Annotated in this window: 17 protein-coding genes; 9 read left to right on the top strand and 8 right to left on the bottom strand. The window is 69.8% G+C overall.

Going from position 1 to position 15,249, the window contains the following annotated elements:
- The first annotated feature begins 39 nt into the window (after window positions 1-39).
- From IT293_07085 to IT293_07060, 6 genes are all read left to right on the top strand, one after another.
- Window positions 40-501 carry a PTS sugar transporter subunit IIA gene (locus IT293_07085; GenBank protein ID MCC6764412.1) on the top strand — a complete coding sequence of 154 codons (462 nt, stop codon included), beginning with the start codon at window positions 40-42 and terminating at the stop codon, window positions 499-501.
- 55 nt (window positions 502-556) lie between these two features.
- Window positions 557-1,573 (top strand): HPr(Ser) kinase/phosphatase, encoded by a 1,017-nt coding sequence (gene hprK, locus IT293_07080; protein ID MCC6764411.1) that lies wholly within the window; start codon window positions 557-559, stop codon window positions 1,571-1,573.
- Window positions 1,561-2,424 carry an RNase adapter RapZ gene (rapZ, locus tag IT293_07075; GenBank protein ID MCC6764410.1) on the top strand — a complete coding sequence of 288 codons (864 nt, stop codon included), beginning with the start codon at window positions 1,561-1,563 and terminating at the stop codon, window positions 2,422-2,424. Before hprK ends, rapZ begins: the two co-directional genes overlap by 13 nt.
- Window positions 2,421-2,846 carry a hypothetical protein gene (locus tag IT293_07070; GenBank protein MCC6764409.1) on the top strand — a complete coding sequence of 142 codons (426 nt, stop codon included), beginning with the start codon at window positions 2,421-2,423 and terminating at the stop codon, window positions 2,844-2,846. The genes rapZ and IT293_07070 overlap by 4 nt, the downstream gene beginning before the upstream one ends.
- Window positions 2,843-3,148 carry an HPr family phosphocarrier protein gene (locus tag IT293_07065; protein MCC6764408.1) on the top strand — a complete coding sequence of 102 codons (306 nt, stop codon included), beginning with the start codon at window positions 2,843-2,845 and terminating at the stop codon, window positions 3,146-3,148. Before IT293_07070 ends, IT293_07065 begins: the two co-directional genes overlap by 4 nt.
- Before the next feature lie 118 nt (window positions 3,149-3,266).
- Window positions 3,267-4,472, top strand: a complete 1,206-nt coding sequence (locus tag IT293_07060; protein ID MCC6764407.1) for a methionine adenosyltransferase — start codon at window positions 3,267-3,269, stop codon at window positions 4,470-4,472.
- Window positions 4,473-4,651: 179 nt separating this feature from the next.
- Here the strand turns inward: IT293_07060 and IT293_07055 are convergent, their stop codons facing one another.
- The 4 genes from IT293_07055 to IT293_07040 form a co-directional block, all read right to left on the bottom strand.
- Entirely contained in the window at window positions 4,652-6,160 is a 1,509-nt protein-coding gene (locus IT293_07055; GenBank protein ID MCC6764406.1) for an adenosylhomocysteinase, read from the bottom strand.
- Window positions 6,151-7,185 (bottom strand): ArsR family transcriptional regulator, encoded by a 1,035-nt coding sequence (locus IT293_07050; GenBank protein ID MCC6764405.1) that lies wholly within the window; start codon window positions 7,183-7,185, stop codon window positions 6,151-6,153. The genes IT293_07055 and IT293_07050 overlap by 10 nt, the downstream gene beginning before the upstream one ends.
- Before the next feature lie 116 nt (window positions 7,186-7,301).
- A complete protein-coding gene (locus tag IT293_07045; GenBank protein MCC6764404.1) occupies window positions 7,302-8,084 on the bottom strand; it encodes a DUF2470 domain-containing protein in 783 nt (260 codons plus the stop codon).
- Between the two features lie 7 nt (window positions 8,085-8,091).
- Window positions 8,092-8,505 (bottom strand): hypothetical protein, encoded by a 414-nt coding sequence (locus IT293_07040; GenBank protein MCC6764403.1) that lies wholly within the window; start codon window positions 8,503-8,505, stop codon window positions 8,092-8,094.
- A gap of 133 nt (window positions 8,506-8,638) precedes the next feature.
- On the opposite strand from IT293_07040, the gene sufT reads away from it, so the two are divergent.
- The 3 genes from sufT to IT293_07025 all read left to right on the top strand — a co-directional run bounded on the left by sufT (window position 8,639) and on the right by IT293_07025 (window position 11,571).
- Entirely contained in the window at window positions 8,639-9,190 is a 552-nt protein-coding gene (sufT, locus tag IT293_07035; GenBank protein ID MCC6764402.1) for a putative Fe-S cluster assembly protein SufT, read from the top strand.
- A gap of 72 nt (window positions 9,191-9,262) precedes the next feature.
- A complete protein-coding gene (egtB, locus tag IT293_07030) occupies window positions 9,263-10,582 on the top strand; it encodes an ergothioneine biosynthesis protein EgtB (protein ID MCC6764401.1) in 1,320 nt (439 codons plus the stop codon).
- The gene (locus tag IT293_07025; protein MCC6764400.1) at window positions 10,582-11,571 is read left to right on the top strand and encodes an L-histidine N(alpha)-methyltransferase; all 990 of its coding nucleotides are present in this window, start codon (window positions 10,582-10,584) and stop codon (window positions 11,569-11,571) included. The genes egtB and IT293_07025 overlap by 1 nt, the downstream gene beginning before the upstream one ends.
- 18 nt (window positions 11,572-11,589) lie before the next feature.
- Here IT293_07025 and hemW read toward each other — a convergent pair whose 3' ends face one another.
- The 4 genes from hemW to mltG all read right to left on the bottom strand — a co-directional run bounded on the left by hemW (window position 11,590) and on the right by mltG (window position 15,195).
- Window positions 11,590-12,738 (bottom strand): radical SAM family heme chaperone HemW, encoded by a 1,149-nt coding sequence (gene hemW, locus IT293_07020; protein ID MCC6764399.1) that lies wholly within the window; start codon window positions 12,736-12,738, stop codon window positions 11,590-11,592.
- Window positions 12,739-12,784: 46 nt separating this feature from the next.
- Complete coding sequence (locus tag IT293_07015) at window positions 12,785-13,423, bottom strand: pyrimidine 5'-nucleotidase (GenBank protein MCC6764398.1); 639 nt, start codon at window positions 13,421-13,423, stop codon at window positions 12,785-12,787.
- Window positions 13,424-13,428: 5 nt separating this feature from the next.
- Entirely contained in the window at window positions 13,429-14,055 is a 627-nt protein-coding gene (gene lexA, locus IT293_07010; protein MCC6764397.1) for a transcriptional repressor LexA, read from the bottom strand.
- A gap of 144 nt (window positions 14,056-14,199) precedes the next feature.
- Entirely contained in the window at window positions 14,200-15,195 is a 996-nt protein-coding gene (gene mltG / locus IT293_07005) for an endolytic transglycosylase MltG (GenBank protein MCC6764396.1), read from the bottom strand.
- Between the last annotated feature and the right edge of the window lie 54 nt (window positions 15,196-15,249).

Here is a 15,249-nt window from a genome sequence, read left to right as displayed (position 1 = left end):
CCGTGAGGTCGGGCTGCGGTATACGCACCCGAGTCGCCCATGAAGATCCTCGACATCCTCGCGCCGGACGCGATCCTTCCCGTGATGAAGGCGACGACGAAAAGCGAAGCGTTGCGGGAGCTCGCCTCCCTGCTCGCGACGCTCCACCCGGAGATCGACGGGGCGCGCTTGATGCAGGTGCTCCTCGACCGCGAAGCCCTCGGCAGCACCGCCATCGGGGAGGGCATCGCGATCCCGCACGGCAAGATGCCGGGCGTGACCAACGTGGTAGCGGCCTTCGGGCGCAGCGCCGCCGGCCTGCCCTTCGACTCGCTCGACGGGAGTCCGACGCGTCTCTTCTTCCTGCTGGTCGCGCCCGAGGACTCGGCCGGCATCCATTTGAAGGCGTTGGCGCGCGTGTCGCGTCTCCTCAAGGACAAGAGCTTCCGGGACCGTCTCGCGAGCGGCGGGTCGCAGGAGCAGCTCTTCGCGATCATCAAGGAAGAAGACGAGAAGTACTGAGCGCGGCGACGACGCGTCGGCTCGACGGAACGCCGAGGGTACGAGGCTCCGGCCAATGGTGACGATCAGCGAGCTGCTGCAGGCGCGTGGCGAGGCGTGGAAGCTGACGTTGGTCGCCGGCGCCGCCGGGCTCGGAAACGGGGTGGCGATCCCCCGCATCCAGAAGCCGGGCCTCGCGCTCGCCGGGTACCTGCCGCAGATCCACCCCGAGCGGGTTCAGGTGATCGGCCGGACCGAGCTCGGATATCTCGCGACGCTCGGTGACGAGGCCGCGCGCCGCGCGGTCGACCGTGTGCTCGGCGAGCGGCTCGCCTGTCTCATCGTCAGCAACGGCACGCCGCCGCCGGCGTACTTCGCGGAGGCCGCCGAGCGCCATCGCGTGCCGCTCGTCACGAGCGAGCTGAAGAGCTCCGAGCTCATCCGGAACGTGACGGCCTGGCTCGAGGATCGCCTCGCGCCGCACACGCTCATCCACGGCGTGCTCGTCGAGGTGTTCGGCCTCGGTGTCCTGCTGCTCGGCAAGAGCGGCATCGGCAAGAGCGAGGCGGCGCTCGACCTCGTGACGCGCGGGCACCGTCTCGTCGCGGACGACGTCGTCGAGGCGCGCGTCGTCGGCGCGGGCCGGGTGATCGGCTCCGGCGCCGAGCTCATCCGGCATCACATGGAGATCCGGGGCCTCGGCATCATCAACGTGCAGGATCTCTTCGGCATCATGGCGACGCTTCACGAGAAGGCGATCCAGCTCGTCGCCGAGATGTTCGATTGGAGCAAGGAGGAGCGCGCGGACCGGCTCGGGCTCGAGGACGAGACCCACGCCATCCTCGACGTCACCCTGCCGAAGGTCCGCATTCCCATCCGCCCGGGCCGAAGCGTGGCCACGATCATCGAGGTCGCTGCGCGCAACCACGTCCTGAAGCGTCTCGGGCGCCACTCCGCGCGCGAGGTCGCGGCGCGCCTCGACAGCGAGATCGCGCGCCGCCGACGTCGCGCGGCGCCCGACGAGACGGGCCCGCGCGCATCGGTCGCCAACCCGCTCGAGCGTACTCCGGGGGAGGGTCCGTGCACGTCGTGATCGTCACGGGCCTGTCGGGATCCGGCAAGAGCACGGCCATCCGCGTGCTCGAAGATCTCGGGTTCTACTGCATCGACAACCTGCCGGTCGTGCTGACGCCGAAGTTCATCGAGCTCTGTCAGAATTCGGAGGAGGACATTCCGCGAGTCGCGCTCGGGATCGACCTCCGCGAGCGCGCCTTCCTCGGCGACTACGCGACGGTTCTCGACGAGATCCGGCGCGCCGGCCATCGCGTCGAGATCCTGTACCTCGACGCGGCCGACGACGTCCTGGTGCGACGGTTCAGCGAGACCCGCCGGCCGCATCCGCTCGCCGACGGCTCCAACGTGGCGGCGGGCATCGTCCGCGAACGCGAGGGCCTGGCCGGCCTGAAGGCCCTCGCCGACCGGATCATCGACACGTCGGCCTTCACCGTGCACCAGCTGCGCGACGAGCTGCGACGATTGCTCGGGGACCTCTCCGGCGGCGAGGCCGTGATGCGCGTCCTCCTCCTCTCGTTCGGCTACAAGTACGGCCTCCCGACCGACGTCGACATCGTGCTCGACGTACGGTTTCTGCCCAATCCGTTCTTCGTCGAGGAGCTGCGCGCGCTCGACGGGACCGATCCGGCGGTCGCGCGCTACGTGCTCGAACGCACGGAGACCCAGGAGTTCCTGGCCCTCACGACGGCGCTGCTGGACTTCTCGCTGCCGCTGTACGTTCGCGAGGGCAAGCGGTATCTGACGGTGGGTCTCGGCTGCACCGGAGGCAGACATCGTTCGGTCGCGCTCGCGTTGGAACTGGAGCGGCGATTGGCGGGGCACGGATGTCCGGTGCGGGTGCAACACCGGGACGCGAATCGCTCGTCATGATCGGCATCGTACTCGTCGGACACGGGACTCTCGCTCCCGAGGTCCTGCGCAACATCGAAAGCGTGCTCGGCTACCCCGTCCCGAACATGGTGGCGGTCGGCGCCACCCTCGACGACACGCTCGAGACGTTGAAGGCGAAGATCGCGGCGGCGGCCGCGTCGGTCGAGCGGGGGGACGGTACGATCATCCTCACCGACATGTTCGGCGACACGGCGACCAACGTCAGCATGGCGCTTGCCCGCGAAGCGCGGATCCAGGTGGTGACGGGCTCGAACCTGCCGCTGATCGTGAAGGTGATCTCGGCGCGTCACGAGATGCCGATCGAGCAGCTCGCGACGTTCATCGTCGACTACGGGCGCGATCACATCCTGCGCGTGAATCCCCTGGACGGCGAGGGGCGCGCCGCGCCGACCCGACGATGACCCTGCTCCGCAAAGAGCGCCTCGACGCGGACACGGTGCGCGCCGACGTCGAGATCATCAACCAACTGGGGTTGCACGCGCGCGCCGCGGCCCGCTTCGTCGAGACCGCGAGCGCGTTCACCGCCGAGGTGACCGTGGCGAACGGCGACGAGTCGGTTTCGGGCAAGAGCATCCTCGGCTTGATGATGCTCGCCGCCGGCCAGGGGACGCAGCTGGCGCTCGTCGCCACCGGGCCCGACGCCGAGGAGGCGATCGATGCCCTGGCGGACTTGATCGCGCAGCGATTTCACGAGAGCGCGTGACCCGTGCGGGGCGCGCAGGCGTCCCGCGCCCGGCTTCCGCCGCATCCGCCGCTTCCCGCCTTGACGCTCCGCGAAACGCCTCGGTATAAGATCCCACCCACCTCAGGAGGATTTTCGCATGCCACTCAAGGATTTCATGTTCACCTCGGAGTCGGTGTCCGAGGGGCACCCCGACAAGATGTGCGACCAGATCTCGGATGCGATTCTCGACGCGCTGCTGACCGAAGATCCGCAGAGCCGGGTCGCGTGCGAAACGCTGGTCAAGACGGGGATGGCCGTGGTGGCGGGCGAGATCACCTCGAAGGCGGTCGTGCCGTATTCCGACATCGTGCGCGGCACGATCAAGGACATCGGCTACACCTCCTCGGACATGGGCTTCGACGCGGAGACCTGCGCCGTCCTGATCGCGGTCGACCGTCAGTCCCCCGACATCTCCCAGGGCGTCACCGAGGGCGAGGGCCTGCACAAGGAGCAGGGCGCGGGCGACCAGGGCCTGATGTTCGGCTACGCCTGCAACGAGACCGACGAGCTCATGCCGTTCCCGATCCAGATGGCGCACCGTCTGGTCGAGAACCTCACGGCGGTCCGCAAGTCCGGGAAGGTGGACTATCTGCGGCCCGACGCCAAGTCGCAGGTATCGGTCGAGTACAAGAACGGCCGGCCGGTGCGCATCGACTCGGTCGTCATCTCGTCGCAGCACTCGCCCGACGTCGCCCACGAGAAGCTCTCCGCGTTCGTTCTCGAAGAAGTCATCAAGAAGACGATCCCCGCGCAGTACCTCGACGCCAAGACGCGCTACCACGTGAACCCGACCGGACGGTTCGTGGTCGGCGGACCGATGGGCGACTGCGGCCTCACCGGCCGCAAGATCATCGTCGACTCCTACGGCGGGTACGGTCGGCACGGCGGCGGCGCCTTCTCGGGCAAGGATCCCTCCAAGGTCGATCGCAGCGCCGCCTACATGGCGCGCTACGTCGCGAAGAACGTGGTGGCGGCCGGCATCGCGACCCACTGCGAGCTGCAGCTCTCGTACGCGATCGGTCTCGCGGAGCCGCTCTCGGTCCTGGTCGATACCTTCGGCACCGGCGTGCTGCCCGACGACAAGGTCGCGGCGCTGGTGCGCGAGGCCTTCGACTTCCGCCCCGCCTCGCTGGTGAAGACGCTCGATCTCAAGCGACCCATCTACCGGTCGACCGCCTCGTACGGCCACTTCGGCCGCAAGGCCGACAAGGGCCTCTTCCCGTGGGAGCGCACCGACCGCGCCGAGGAGCTGCGCAAGGCCGCAGGGCTCGGCGCCGCCAAAGCAGCGGCGGGCGGCCGGTAGACAGGGTAAACGACTTCGAACCGTGTCGAAAGCCGGCGGCCCGTGCAGGGCGCGCCGGCTTTTCGATTTTTGGGGCCCCGTAGCCAAGGTTCTCCGCAAGCGAAGCGTGCGGCCGAGCGCCAGCACTCTCCGAGTACAAGCGAGCCGGGGGTCAAAGGCGGAGAGATCCCCCTATGTAATCAGTATCTGTAGTGGTCGGACTTGTAGGGGCCCTCGACCGGCACGCCGATGTACGCCGCCTGCTCGGGCGTGAGCTTGGTGAGCTTCACGCCGAGGTGCGCGAGGTGCAGCCGGGCGACCTCTTCGTCGAGGTGCTTGGGCAGCATGTAGACCTTCTTCTCGTACTTGTCGTTGTGGAGGTGCAGCTCGAGCTGCGCGATCACCTGGTTCGAGAACGACGCCGACATCACGAAGCTCGGATGGCCGGTGGCGCAGCCGAGGTTCAGGAGGCGCCCCTCGGCGAGGATCATCACGCTGTGGCCGTCGGGGAAGCGCCATTCGTCGTACTGCGGCTTGATGTTGATGCGCTCGATGCCCGCGATCTTCTTCAGGCCGGCCATGTCGATCTCGTTGTCGAAGTGGCCGATGTTCCCGACGATCGCCTTGTCTTTCATTTTCTTCATGTGTTCGACGGTGACGATGTCGACGTTGCCCGTCGTCGTGATGAAGAGGTCGGCCGTCGCGACGACGTCCTCGAGCGGCTTCACCTCGTAGCCTTCCATCGCCGCCTGGAGCGCGCAGATCGGATCGATCTCGCCGACGACGACGCGGCAGCCCTGGCCGCGGAGCGCCTGCGCGCAGCCCTTGCCGACCTCGCCGTAGCCGGCGACGAACGCCACCTTGCCGCCGAGCATGACGTCGGTCGCGCGGCAGATGCCGTCGGTGAGCGAATGGCGGCAGCCGTAGATGTTGTCGAACTTGCTCTTGGTGACGGAGTCGTTGACGTTGATCGCCGGGAAGAGGAGCGTCCCGGCCTCCTGCATCTGATAGAGCCGGTGGACGCCCGTCGTCGTCTCTTCGCTGACGCCGCGGAGTCCGCTCGCGATGCGATGCCACTGCTTCTTGTCCTGCTTCTGCACCTTGCGGAGCAGGTCGAGGATGACGCCCCATTCCTCGGGATCCTTGTCGGGGTCGAACGCCGGGATGGCCCCGGCCTTCTCGAACTCGAGGCCCTTGTGGACGACGAGCGTCGCGTCGCCTCCGTCGTCGACGATCAGGCTCGGACCGCTGCCGTCCGGCCAGAGGAGCGCCTCGTTGGTACACCACCAGTACTCCTCGAGCGACTCGCCCTTCCAGGCGAAGACCGGCGTGCCGCGCGGGTCCTCGACGGTGCCGCCGGTCTCCGGCCGCCCGACGACCACTGCCGCCGCGGCATGATCCTGGGTCGAGAAGATGTTGCACGACACCCAGCGCACGTCGGCGCCGAGGTCGACGAGGGTCTCGATCAACACGGCGGTCTGGATCGTCATGTGGAGGCTGCCCATGATCTTCGCGCCGGCGAGCGGATTCTTGCCTTTGTAGCGGGCGCGGAGCGTCATCAGGCCGGGCATTTCCTGCTCGGCGAGGCGGATCTCCCGGCGGCCGAAATCCGCCTGGGAGAGATCGGCGATCTTGAACGGTACCCGACCGTTGCGGACGGCGTCGGCGAACGCGGTCGAGGGTTTGGCGGCAGGCATGCTCATCGTGATTCTCCTTCGTCAGCTGTCGTTGGTGGGGACACGCGCGCCGCGCTGCGCTCACCGGGGCGCGTGAGGGTGGAACGCCGCGTGGCGGCGACGGCGAAGAGGGTGGGACCTTGCGCGCTCGGCTCGGGTGGCAGCGCGTGGATCCGCGGCGCCGTGAACCCGGCCTCGGTCAGATAGCGCCGGATCTCGGCGTCCGAGAAGCCGAGCCACACGTGGCCCATCTGGTGGCGATAGGTCTCGCGATCGTGCGGCATCATGTCGGTGAGGAGCAGCCGGCCTCCCGGGCGCAGCACGCGCGCCGCCTCGGCGAGCGCGCGCTCGGGCGCCGGAACGTGGTGCAGCACCAGCACGCACGTGGCGGCGTCGAGCGAGGCGTCGTCGATCGGAAGCGCTTCGAGGGAGCCACGCCGGACCTCGACGTTCGCGAGGGCGCGGACGCGTCGCTTGGCGGCCTGGAGCATCGCCGCGGACTCGTCGACGGCGATGACCCGCTTCGCCCACGGAGCGAGCGCTTCGACGACCTGGCCGGTGCCGCACCCGAGATCGCCGATCGTCCAGTTCGGATCGAGCAGGCCCAGCAGCGCCGCCAGATGGAACGAGCCGCCGAAGAGTTCCTCACGGAGCTTGTCCCATTGGCCCGCCGAGGTCGTGAAGAACTGCTGTGACTTGGAGCGCCGTTGGCGGAGGACGCGTTCGAGCCGGCGGCCGTCCTGGAGCGCGCTCGGCGTGTCGGCGACCTGCTCGCGCACGAGCTGCCAGAGGCGCTGCCCGGCGGGGTCGATCGCGTCGCGGCGGCCCCGGTAGATCCGGCTCGTGCCCTCCGCGCGCGCCGTCACCCAGCCGCCGTCGGCGAGTGATTTCAGGTGCCGGCTCACCGTCGACTGGGGAATCTGCATGACCGCGCAGAGCTCGGCGACCGTCAGCTCCTGGCCTTCGAGCAGGAGCAGGATGCGGCTGCGGGTGAGGTCGGCGAGCACCGGCAGGTGCGCGAAAACCGCGGGAGTCGCGCTGGCGTGCATGGGCAACATCCGTCGAGCCGGATGGATGGATATATTCGGCGCGGCCGGGCGTCAAGCCACGATGTTCTCGCGGGCTACGCGCCCGCTCCCCGACGAGCAAGGGGTGACGCGACGGTCGTGGGGGGTCAGCGCGCGCCGGCGGCGCGCGCCTCGCGGAGCATCGCGACGAGGACCGTGCGGGCCTGCTCGCCCGACCGCACTTCGGTCGGAAAGTTGATGCGCAGACCCCGCAAGCGGTCGCCGCTGCGGCTCCGGACACGGAAGCCCAGGCGGTCGACGCTCGTCATGGTGGCGCACTCCGCCTCGACGCCCGCGAAATGCCGGCACAAGGCGACGAGCGCGTCGGTGTGGTCGGTGTTCATGTGCTCGACGATCGCGGTTTCGACGTCGACCAGCGGATCGGGGGAGGCCGCCCCGTACTCGGCGGCGTCGACCCATCCCATCGTCCCGAAGCCGGCCACGTAGTAGACGTCGACCACGTCCATCGCGAAGAACGCGAAGTCGTCGAAATCGACCCAGTGCTCCGCGTTCGGATGGCGGGCGAGGTACGCGCCGCGGACGGCCTCGACGTTCTCGAGGCGGCGCGCCTCGCCGACGAGCGTGGCGCGCGCGCCCGCGAGGGGATCTTCGGTCCAGCCGGGTTGCGTCACGAGCAGGCTCGCGCGCGGGTCGGCGCCGAGATTCTGGGTGTGCATCGCCATCGTGCTGATCAGGAAGGTCGGCCGACCGTCCGCGTCGAGGCCGTAGGGCATGACCGAGGCGAAGGGGAACCCGCCGCGCTTGCGGGAATGCGTCGCGAGCGCGCCGGTGCGGCCGACGTGGAGCAGCGTCCGCACACGCTCCGCGAACGGCGGCTCGGGCAGCGCCGGCGCCGCCGACGGCTCGGCGTGTTGCGGGCGGGGCTCCATCGCCGGGCTACTGCGTGACGCGGATCTCGAACTCGCGATTCTTGGTGGCGCCCGCCTCCTTGCCGCCGTTCAGCGCGATGACTACGTGGTAGCGACCGAGCGGGTGCTCGCCCTTGGCGGGCGGGATGTGGAACTCGTAGCGCGTCGGCTTGGTGTTGTTGATGTCCTGCTTCTGATCGGCGAGCACCTGACCGCTCGGGTCGGTCCATTTGGCGGTGAGCGTCCCCTGACCGGTCCCCTCGATCGCGATCGACGCGTAGATCGTGCTCGTCGGCGCGAACGTCTCGCGGGCGGAGCGCGCCTCGTTGTGCTCGTCGACCTCGTGGGTCAGGTCGACTTGCGCGATCTTGAGCGGCTCGGCCGGCTTGGAGCAGGCGGCCATCCCCATCCCCATCCCCATCACCATCCCGATCGTCCACACGGCGGCACTCCTGCGAAGCGATGCGATCATGACGACCCCCTTTCGTATCGGCGCGTTATGTCACGAAAGGATCGGGGCCGAAAAGAGCGGGTGCGGCGTTGTGGCGCTCCGGTGGCGAAGGTAAGTAGGAGGCATGAGCTACGAACAGATCACGATCCGGCGCACGTGCGAGGCCATCCAGATTCCGCACGGCAACACCGTCACCATCGAAGAGGGTACGCTCGCGATCATCACGCAGGCGCTCGGCGACACGTACACGCTGCAGGTGCCGGCGATGGGCGGGCTCTTCCGCGTGCACGACCGCGACGCCGACGCGCTCGGCAAGGAGCCGCGGCGCGTGGAGGCCGCCGCCGAGGCGAGCGCCGACGGCCGGGCCAGCGAGGCGGCCGTGTGGGAGGCGCTCAAGGACGTCTACGATCCCGAGATCCCCGTGAACATCGTCGACCTCGGGCTGGTCTACGACCTCACGATCGCCGATGCTGCGGCGGGCGGCAGCACCGTCGACGTCCAGATGACCCTCACCGCGCAAGGCTGCGGCATGGGGCCGTCGATCGCGATGGACGCGCAGCGGCGAATCGAGGCGCTGTCGGGCGTCGTCGAGGCGCACGTGCAGGTCGTGTGGGATCCGCCGTGGAATCCCAACATGATCTCGCCCGAGGGCAAGGCCCGGCTCGGGATGGCGTGACGTCCGGCGGATCCGCGCCGCGCGGATCCGCCGTGGTTGCCTATGCCCGGCACGGGGCGCAGCATGTCCCGGATGCCGACGGCCGCGGTCGACCTCGCCTGGTGTCGCGACTGGTTTCGTCGCAATCGCGAACGCTCGCGGGCGTGGTTCGGTCTCCTGCGTGACGACGCGTACTTCGCGCGCCCGATCAGCCTCCGGCACCCCCTGGTCTTCTACGAGGGTCATCTCCCGGCGTTCAACGTCAACACGCTCGTGAAGCGCGGGCTCGGGCTCCCGGGAGTCGCTCCCGACCTCGAGACGCTCTTCGAGCGCGGGATCGACCCCGGCGACGGCGAGGCCGGCCCCGACGTGGCCTCCTGGCCGACGCGTTCCGAGGTCGGCGCCTTCGCGGCCGCCTGCGATCGGCTGGTCGAAGCGGCCTTCGAGGCCGAAGGGCTCTGCCGCGCGGACGACCCGATGCTGCATCGCGGCCTCGCGCTCTTCACGATCCTCGAGCACGAGGCGATGCACCACGAGACGCTGCTCTACATGTTCCATCGTCTCCCGACGTCGCTGAAGGTGGCCCCTCGCGGCTACCGGCCGATCGCCGGCGGCGAGCCACCGGCGCCGCGTACCGTCGAGATCCCCGCGGGCCGGGCGACGCTCGGCGTGTCTCCCGACGACGTCGTCTTCGGGTGGGACAACGAGTTCTCCGCGCACGACGTCGACGTTCCCGCGTTCGCGATCGACGTCCACGACGTCACCAACCGCGAGTTCCTCGCGTTCGTGGAGGGCGGTGGCTACGAGGATCCCGCGCTCTGGACGGCGGAGAACTGGGCGTGGCGGGAGCGCGAGGGCCTCCGGCACCCGAGCTTCTGGTCGCATCGCGAGGGGCGGTGGCATTGGCGTGGGCTCTTCGCCGACGTGCCGCTGCCGCCGGCCTGGCCGGTCTACGTGAGCCACGCGGAGGCCGAGGCGTACGCGCGCTGGCGCGGCGCGCGTCTGTGCACGGAGGCCGAGTACCATCGCGCGGCGTTCGGCGCGCCGACGGGAGGCGAGCGGGCGTTTCCCTGGGGCTCCGGGCCGCCGGGCGCGCGTCACGGCAACTTCGGTCTGCGTCATTGGGATCCGCTGCCCGTCGGCTCGCACCCGGAGGGCGCGAGCGCATGGGGCGTCCACGATCTCGTCGGCAACGGGTGGGAGTGGACCGCGACCGTGTTCGCGCCGTTTCCCGGCTTCACGCCGACGCCGTCGTACCCGCGATACTCGGCCGATTTCTTCGATGGAGGGCACTACGTCATGAAGGGCGCATCTCCGGCGACGGCATCCGAGCTCCTCCGGCGCAGCTGGCGCAATTGGTTCCGGCCGCGCTACCCGTATCCCTACGCGACGTTCCGGTGCGTGCGCTCGTGATCGCGCCGGCGGAGCTTCGCAGTCTCGCGCCGCGGGGCGCGGCCGCCGACGACGCGCGCCGCGAGTTCGCCGCCGACGTGCGCCGCGACCTGCAACTGCGTCCGCGCCAGTTGCAGGCGAAGTACTTCTACGACGCGCTCGGGTCGCAGCTCTTCGAGGCGATCTGCCAGCTGCCCTGGTATCGCATCCCGAGCGCCGAGCGCGCCCTGCTCGCGGGCCACGCCGAGACCATCGGCGGCCTGCTGCCGGATCTCACCACGATCGTCGAGCTCGGATGCGGGAGCGGGGCAAAGCTCGCGCTCCTCGTCGAGCGCATGCGACGCGCGCGTCCCATGCTCGTACGTCTCGTCGACGTCTCGGCGACCGCGCTCGAGCTCTCGGCGCGCACGCTCGGCCGCCTCTCCGAGGTCTCGGTCGTCGGCCATCGCGCGCCGTTCGGTCCGGGGTTGCGCGACGCGGTGGCGCGTCGACCCGCGCAGGGCTCGATGCTCGTGCTCTTCCTCGGCTCCAACATCGGGAACTTCCATCCGACGAGCGCGATCGCGTTCTTGCGCGAGGTGCGCGACTGTCTGCGTCCCGGCGACGGCTTCCTGCTCGGCGCCGACCTCGTGAAACCGGAGCAGGACCTCCTCCTCGCGTACGGCGATCCCATCGGCGTGACCGCCGCCTTCAACAAGAACCTGCTCGACCGCATCAATCGCGAGCTCGGCGGCGACTTCGATCTCGCCGCGTTCGATCACGTGCCGCGGTGGAACGCGGAGCTCTTCCGCATGGAGTCGCATCTGGTGAGCCGTCGCGATCAGATCGTGCGAGTGGCGCTCGCGGATCTCGTCGTCGCGCTGCGCGCCGGCGAATCGATCTGGACCGAGAGCTCCTACAAGTACGAGCCCGGCGGTCTGGTCGCGATGGCGCGCGCGGCGGGGCTCGTCTGTCGCGGCCAGTGGATCGAGCCTTCCGCGCGCTTCGCGCTCAGCCTCTTCGGCGTATGACGCGAAGGGAGCGGCGCGTCACATGAGGCGGGCGAAGATCGAGTCGGCGAGGAGCAGGCCGCGCTCGCTGAGGACGACCCGTCCGCCGTGGTCGACGAGCAGCCCGTCGGCGCGCAGCCCGGCGATCTCCGGGTGGATCTCCTCCAGGGGCGTCCCGAACCGCGCCGCGAATGCGGCCGGCTCGATGCCGCGCATCTCGCGCAGCCCGAGGAACACGAACTCCGCGGCGGCGGTGTCGAACGTCAGGGTCTCGGCGCTCGCGGTCGGGTCACCGCGGTCGACCGCGGCGATGTAACGCTCCGGGATCCGCTCGTTCGACCAGCGCCGGCCCCACGCGGGATGGCGCGCGTACGAGTGCGCCCCGGCCCCGAGACCGAGGTAGTCGACCCCGCGCCAATAGCTCTGGTTGTGACGCGCCTCGTGCCCCGGCCGGGCGAAGCTCGAGATCTCGTATTGCGCGTAGCCGGCCGCCGCGAAGGCGCGGCGCGCGTGCTGATACATCCAGAGCTCGTCCTCGTCGTCGAGCGGGGTGAGCGCGCCGCGCGCGCGCAGCGTGTGGAAGGGCGTGCCCGGCTCGTACGTGAGGTTGTAGGCCGACACGTGCTCGGGCGCGAAACGGACGATCTCGGCGACGTCGGCTTCCCACTGCGCCCGGGTCTCGCCGGGAACCGCGAAGATGAGGTCGAGATTCAGCTCGTCGAAGCCGGCGGCGCGTGCCGCGTCGATCGCCGCGCGCGCTTCGTCGGGATCGTGGATGCGGCCGAGCGTGGTCAGCAGGTCGGGTTGGAACGACTGGATCCCGAACGAGAGGCGCCGCACGCCGGCGCCGCGGAAATCGGCGAGACGTCCGCGTTCGACGGTCCCGGGATTGGCTTCGAGCGTGATCTCGGCGTCGGCGGCGACCGGGCACGTCGTGGCGATGCCGGTCAGCAGGCGCTCGATCGTGCGGGGCCGGAAGAGCGACGGCGTTCCGCCCCCGAAGAAGATCGTCGCGACGGCGGCGCCGGCGAAGGGGGGCTCGGCGGCGCGGCGTCGCAGCTCCGCGAGGAGCGCGTCGGCGTACGCGTCTTCCGGCCAGCGCGTCGCCGCGTACGAGTTGAAGTCGCAATACGGACACTTCGCCTGGCAGTAGGGAACGTGGACGTAGAGCGAGAAGCGGCCGGACATCGTGCCGCCGTCCCTACCGGATTCGGGACGGGCGCGACACTCGCCCTCAGAAGCTCGCGAGCAGCGAGGCGAGGTCGTGGATCGAGGCGATCGCGCCGTCGGCGGCAAGATCGGCGGCGGCGGTTCGCTCGCCGACCAGCACCGTGCGCATGCCGAGCGCGCGTGCGGTGGCGAGGTTGTCGGGGCGATCGTCGACGAAGACGCAGTCCGGACCGTCGACTCCGAGGCGCGCGAGCACGGTCTCGAACGCGACCCGTTCCGGCTTCGGGACGTAGGCGACGCTTTCGAGACTGAAGATCTGAGCGAAGTGCGCACGGACGTCGAGACACGTGAGGACGCGCTCGGCATGTTCCGCGGAGCCGTTCGTGAACACCGCCTTCGGCTGCGCGAGCGTCGTCAGCATCGCCGCGAGCGCGGCGTCGGCGGTGAGCAGCTCCTCGACGGCGATCTCGTGGATCGTGGTCAGATAGTCGTCGGGATCGATGGCGTGGTGGCGCATCAGCCCGCTCAGCGTGGTGCCGTAGGCGTCGCGATAGCGCGCGCGCAGCGGACCCGCGACGCCGGGTGCGATGCCGAGCCGCTCCACCATGTAGCGGTTGATGCGAACGTCGACGCGGTCCACGACGCCGCGGCTCGATGGGTAGAGCGTGTTGTCGAGGTCGAAGATGAGCTGCGTGAAGGGCACCGCCCTCAGGCCGCCGAGCGCCGCCGTTGCGGTTGGTACTTGCGCATCACCGCCGTCACGACGCCGCGGATCTCGACGTCGCTCGCGCGTGCGATGATCGGCGACAGGCTCTCGTTGGCCGGCTGCAGGCGGACCATCCCGCCCTTCTCCCGATAGAACCGTTTGACGGTGGCCTCGCCGCGGAGCAGCGCCACCACCATGTCCCCGTTGTCGGCGGTCGTGCGCGACTGGACGACGATGAAGTCGCCGTCGAGGATGCCTTCGAGCACCATCGACGTGCCTTTCACGCGGAGCACGAAGGTCTCGCCGCGCCCGACGAGCTCCTCGGGGACGGAGATCACGTCGTTCTGCTCGAGCGGCTCGATCGGCACGCCGGCCGCCACCCGGCCGACCAGCGGCAGCTCGACCGCGGCCGTCTTGCGTTGCTGGGGAACGACCTCGAGCGCCCGGCTGCGGTTCCACTTGCGGCGGATCATGCCCTTCCGCTCGAGGTTGGTGAGGTGTTTGTGGATGGTCGCGAGCGAACTCAGCCCGAAATGCTGTCCGATCTCTTCGAGCGTCGGCGCGTAGCCGGAACGCACGATGTACGCGTCGAGATAGTCCACCAGCTCCTTCTGCCGCTTGGTCAACATCGGCCCCGTCATGTGCGTGCGCCTCCCATCGCGGTCGCGGATTGTAAGCGAAAGGAAGGCGAAGTCAACCGAAACAAGGGGAGCCGACAACCGACATGCTCGGCGCACCTGCGGCCCCGGGGACCACCCGTGCAGACTCCCGATCTATCGGGAGCGGCGCTGGTACCGATCGACGGCCCGGTTGTGCTTGGGGAGGGTCTCGGAGAACTCGTGGGAGCCGTCGTTCCTCGACACGAAGTAGAGCGCGTCGGAACGCGCGGGGGCGAGGACGGCGTCGATGGCCGCGACGCCGGGATTGGCGATCGGCCCGGGCGGGAGCCCGCGCACCACGTACGTGTTGTAGGGCGTGGCGCGGGCGAGGTCGGCGCGTGTCAGGTCGCCGCCGAAGTCCGGGAGCCCGTAGATCACCGTCGGGTCGCTCTGCAGCGGCATGCCGAGGCGGAGGCGGTTCGCGAGTACGGCCGCGACCAGCGGCCGCTCGTCGGGCTTGCCGGTTTCCTTCTCGACGATCGAGGCGAGCGTGATCACCTGGTTCACCGTCCAGCCGAGCTCCGCGGCTCGACGATGGCGATCGGCGTCGAAGCGTTCGTGGAAGCGGCGGACCATCGTCTCCAGGATCTCCCCTGGGGCCGCCGTCGGCGCGAAGCGATAGGTGTCAGGGAAGAGATAGCCCTCGAGCTGCGGCCCCGGAACGCCCGCGGCGAGGAGGAACTCGGGGTCGGCGGCGAGGCAGCCGACGTCCGCGCGGCTCGCGAGCCCGCGCGCCGCGACGAGTGCGGTCACCTCGCGCACCGTCAGCCCCTCGGGCACCGTGATCTCGATCGGCTCGACGCCGGCGGCGAGCCGCGTCAGCACCTCGGGGATCTCCGTCGGCGCCGCGAAACGATAGGTCCCGGGTCGGAGGGCGCGGTCCCGACCGGACCAGCGGGCCCACACGCGAAAGAGGAGGGCGCTGCGCACGATGCCCGCCGTCGCGAGGCGGCGGGCGATCTCGCCGACGCCGTCCCCTTCGCGGATCATCACGACGGCGCCTGCCGCGGGTAGGCGCGGGGCGGTCGTGAGCACGCGCGCCGCCAGGAGCAGCGCGCCGAGCACGCCTGCGGCGACGAGCGCGACGGTCGCACGGCCTCGGACGCTCACGAGCGAGCGCGACCCTAACAGCGCGCGGGACGGGTCGCAACGCTTCGGGCGTAC

This window comes from Deltaproteobacteria bacterium (assembly GCA_020848745.1).
Classification (GTDB): domain Bacteria; phylum Desulfobacterota; class Binatia; order UTPRO1; family UTPRO1; genus UTPRO1.
The sequence above is the reverse complement of the archived record's forward strand: the minus strand, read 5'-3'. Positions and strand labels throughout refer to the sequence as shown.